Source organism: Mesorhizobium sp. M5C.F.Ca.IN.020.32.2.1 (assembly GCF_004023105.1).
Lineage (GTDB): Bacteria > Pseudomonadota > Alphaproteobacteria > Rhizobiales > Rhizobiaceae > Mesorhizobium > Mesorhizobium wenxiniae.
The window spans coordinates 1-3,190 of record NZ_RZSX01000746.1 but is presented as its reverse complement, the minus strand read 5'-3'; the positions used below and the strand labels follow the sequence as shown (position 1 = coordinate 3,190).

Here is a 3,190-nt window from a genome sequence, read left to right as displayed (position 1 = left end):
CCGCCGGAACCGTCTCGACCGGGGCGGAACCGCCCTCGGGTGCAGCCTGGAAGGAGGCGGTGCGCACGGTGATGACCTTCTTGGCGTCGCTCGACTGCACCGTCTGGATGGCGTTGCCGGCATAGATCGGCCGCTTGAAGGTGTCCGGCGAGATAATCTCGATGATCTCGGACACCTGCGCGACATCGAGCAGAGCTGCCACGCGCGGCGCGACATTCTTGCCCGACGAGGTTGCCGGCGCGATGATCGTGTCATAGGCACCGGCTATGCCGACGACGAGCGCCGCCAGCGGTTCGGCGAGACGCTCGGTGAGCTCGTCGGCTTTGGCGAGCAGCACCTTGCTCACGCCCTTGAGCTTGGCGGCTGCGTCCGCTGCGGGCTTGGCGCCGTTGCCGGCGACCAGCACATGCACGTCCGAGCCGATCTGCAGTGCCGCCGAAAGCGCCTTGGCGGTCTGGTCGGAAAGCGCCGCATTGTCGTGTTCGGCAATCAGAAGAATTGTCATCTTTTTTGTCCCTTCCAGCCCTACAGCACGCCGGCTTCGTTCTTGAGCTTGTCGACCAGTTCGGCGACGCTCTTGACCTTAACGCCTGCCTTGCGGCCGCCCGGCTCCTCGGTCTTGACGACCTTCAGCCGCGGCTTGACGTCGGCGCCGTAGTCGGCCGGGCTCTTTTCGTCGAGCGGCTTTTTCTTGGCCTTCATGATGTTGGGCAGCGAGGCATAGCGCGGCTGGTTGAGGCGAAGATCCGCGGTGACAATCGCCGGCATCTTCAGCTCCACCGTCTGCAGGCCGCCATCGACCTCGCGCGTCACCTTGGCCTTGTCGCCATCGATAACGACCTTGGAGGCAAAAGTGCCTTGCGCCCAGCCCAGAAGTGCGGCCAGCATCTGGCCGGTCTGGTTCGAATCGTCGTCGATCGCCTGCTTGCCGAGAATGACGAGACCGGGCTTTTCCGCCTCGACCACGCCCTTCAGCACCTTGGCGACGCCCAGGGGCTCGGTCTGCTCGTCGGTCTTGACCAGGATAGCGCGGTCGGCGCCCATGGCAAGCGCGGTGCGCAAGGTCTCCTGCGCCTGCTGCGGCCCGATCGAGACAACGATGATCTCTTCCGCCTTGCCGGCCTCTTTCAGCCGGATCGCCTCTTCGACCGCGATCTCGTCGAACGGGTTCATCGCCATCTTTACGTTGGCGAGTTCCACCGCCGAACCGTCAGCCTTCACCCGGACCTTGACGTTCGCATCCACAACCCGCTTCACTGCGACGAGTACCTTCATTTCAGATCTCGTTTCTTGTGCTGTCTTGCAACATACTCTTAGAAGACTATCTGCACGCCCAATGTAGGCTGCCCGCCAAACGGGCAGCTCCCATGCCAGGTACTGCCAGAGGTAAGGTGTTTTGCTCTAAGATCGCGACATGAGACGAAACGCAACGCTCGTTCCCGCGATCCTCCACCAAGAACGACAATCTCGTGAGTGCGAATTGGAAGTTCACGAGGACGCAAAGGCGAGTGATCATCTTTATCCTCGTCCGGTTTATACTCAGCCGTTCGAAGCAAGGTGTTTTGTGAGTTCGGTCAGCAGGAGCTTCTGCGTCAGCGCTTTCGCATGCCAACAACGGGCCACAGTCGTGCCACTCCGGACAGAGTAAGGCACGGGGTTCGCGGAGATTGTGCTAATCCGGATGCGAAACGATGTTATTCGGCAATTTTCTTAATTCGGCCGCTGATTATACGCGCGCCGTTGGTCGACGCCGCGCTAAGCGGATTTTGTGTCCATTTTACAAATCACCAATGTGCATTGCGACGGATGAGGTTTCCACCCATGGATCATAGGGTCGACGGCCAATGTAATAGCGCCGTCGACCGCCGAGGTTCAAATTGCCACCAGGTTCAATTCAGTGCAGATCAGGCACGATTCAAGCCAACACATCCTGCCGCCCTTCTTGTTCCAGCTGGGTGGACAAATACTGAAAGCTCGCTGCGAGCTTGGTTTAGTCCAATTCGCCCCGCGCACCCACTCGGTTCGAGGTTTGGCAGGGCGTGATCCGCCTCAAGCCGCTGTGCGTGTGATGGCTCCTGACCGGGATGGGATCTGGACATTGTCGATCAGCCTCGTATCTCCGAGCCACGCCGCCGCGAGCAAACGTGCGGGCCGGTCAAGGGTCTGAATCGGCGCGAGGTCCCCCTCAGCCCGCAGTTCGAGATACTCGATCCGAGTGTAACCTGCCGCAGCAATCGCGGACCGCGCCTCGTCGAGCGTCGCTTCGACCGGCGCTCCACTGGTGATGCGTGCGGCCGTTGCGAAGAGGATGGCGGCGAGCCTGGGTGCTACCTGCCGCTCTAACGGAGATAAGCGCACGTTGCGCGAGGAGAGCGCCAGCCCGTCAGGTTCACGAACAGTAGGACAAGCAACGACGTCGATCGGAATATCCAGATCACGCGCCATGCGACGCCATCACCTGCAGCTGCTGGAAATCCTTTTCACCGAAGAAGGCAAGATCGGCGCCCGTCTGCAGGAAGAGTTTTGCCACCACGATAGCCACACCCTCGAAATGCCCCGGGCGGAACGCGCCGCACAGCCCTACGCAGGTGCGCGCCAAGGGGCGCCAGCTTGGTGGCATCCTCCTCCGTGCGCGGATACGCGGCCAGATCAGCCTGGCTGTTGAACTGCTTCGGTTGACGAAGAGCGTCCCGATCACCTGGTCGGCCTTCTCGAGTGCCGCGCGCACCAAGCTGAGATGGCCCTCCTGCAGGACGCCCATTGTTGGCACCACGGCAATCCTCGCACCCTCGCGGCGCCACGCGGCGACGATTTCGCGAAGCTGGGCAACGCTCCTGGCAATCGGCACGCTCACGCTGTTTCTCCGCTGTTTGTGGCGTCCGCGTCGGCGGGCTTGGGCGCGTCGGCAAACACGTGCTCGGCGGCTGGAAACCGGCGCTCCTTCACTTCCCGCGCATAGGCCGCGATGGCAGCCGCAGCGGCCTCCCCCAGTTCAGCATAGCGCTTGACGAATTTGGGCCGGAAGTCGCCGAAGAGGCCCAGCATGTCGTCGACGACAAGGATCTGCCCGTCACAAGCCGCCGAGGCGCCAATGCGATGGTCGGGATCGCTACCTCTGCGGTAATCCGGCGGGCGAGCGCCTCGGGAACTTTCTCCAGAACGAGCGCGAAGGCGCCCGCTTCGCTCACCG

At 62.1% G+C, this 3,190-nt stretch carries 3 protein-coding genes and 2 pseudogenes; all 5 read right to left on the bottom strand.

Translation table 11 applies throughout. The features are described 5' to 3' along the window. Positions 1–505 (bottom strand): annotated as a pseudogene (locus EOA86_RS28120) (electron transfer flavoprotein subunit alpha/FixB family protein); the annotation flags it as partial. Between the two features lie 20 nt (positions 506–525). After that, the gene (locus tag EOA86_RS28115; RefSeq protein ID WP_128344658.1) at positions 526–1,275 is read right to left on the bottom strand and encodes an electron transfer flavoprotein subunit beta/FixA family protein; all 750 of its coding nucleotides are present in this window, start codon (positions 1,273–1,275) and stop codon (positions 526–528) included. A 774-nt stretch (positions 1,276–2,049) separates the two neighbouring features. Beyond that, positions 2,050–2,445 (bottom strand): pantoate--beta-alanine ligase, encoded by a 396-nt coding sequence (locus EOA86_RS41330; protein ID WP_268931335.1) that lies wholly within the window; start codon positions 2,443–2,445, stop codon positions 2,050–2,052. After that, positions 2,435–2,854, bottom strand: a complete 420-nt coding sequence (locus tag EOA86_RS41325) for a pantoate--beta-alanine ligase (protein WP_281035703.1) — start codon at positions 2,852–2,854, stop codon at positions 2,435–2,437. Before EOA86_RS41325 ends, EOA86_RS41330 begins: the two co-directional genes overlap by 11 nt. Further along, positions 2,851–3,190, bottom strand: a pseudogene (locus EOA86_RS28105) (3-methyl-2-oxobutanoate hydroxymethyltransferase); the annotation flags it as partial. The gene EOA86_RS41325 and the pseudogene EOA86_RS28105, both read right to left, overlap by 4 nt.